This is a genomic window from Mycobacterium sp. WUMAC-067 (genome assembly GCF_020217485.1).
Lineage (GTDB): Bacteria > Actinomycetota > Actinomycetes > Mycobacteriales > Mycobacteriaceae > Mycobacterium.
In genome coordinates, this window is record NZ_JAEKMI010000199.1 from 1 (window position 1) to 466 (window position 466).

Genomic DNA, 466 nt, shown 5'->3' on the forward strand with positions numbered 1-466 from the left:
GGTCGGGGTGGTGGGCGAGCTGTACGTCGCCGGCGGCGGATTGGCGAGCGGCTATGTGGGCCGCCCGGGGCTGTCGGCATCGCGATTCGTGGCCTGCCCGTTCGGTGGGTACGGCGCGCGGATGTATCGCACCGGGGATGTGGTGCGGTGGACCCGAGACAGGCAATTGGAATACCTCGGCCGCGCGGACGAGCAGGTCAAGATCCGCGGCTACCGCATCGAGTTGGGCGAGATCCGCGCCGCGCTGGCCGACGTCGAGGGCGTCGAGCAGGCGGCGGTGATCGCCCGCGAGGATCGTGCCGGCGAGAAGCGCCTCGTCGGCTATGTGACCGGAGTCGCTGACCCTTCCGATATTCGGGCCCGGTTGGGTCAGCGGCTCCCCACGTACATGGTGCCGTCGGCGGTGGTGGTGCTCGACGCGCTGCCGTTGACCGTCAACGGCAAGCTCGACACCCGTGCCCTGCCT

At 70.2% G+C, this 466-nt stretch carries 1 protein-coding gene; it reads left to right on the forward strand.

Going from position 1 to position 466, the window contains the following annotated elements; translation table 11 throughout:
- A partial coding sequence (locus JF781_RS28215; protein ID WP_225341385.1) for an AMP-binding protein occupies positions 1–466 on the forward strand: 466 nt, incomplete at both ends.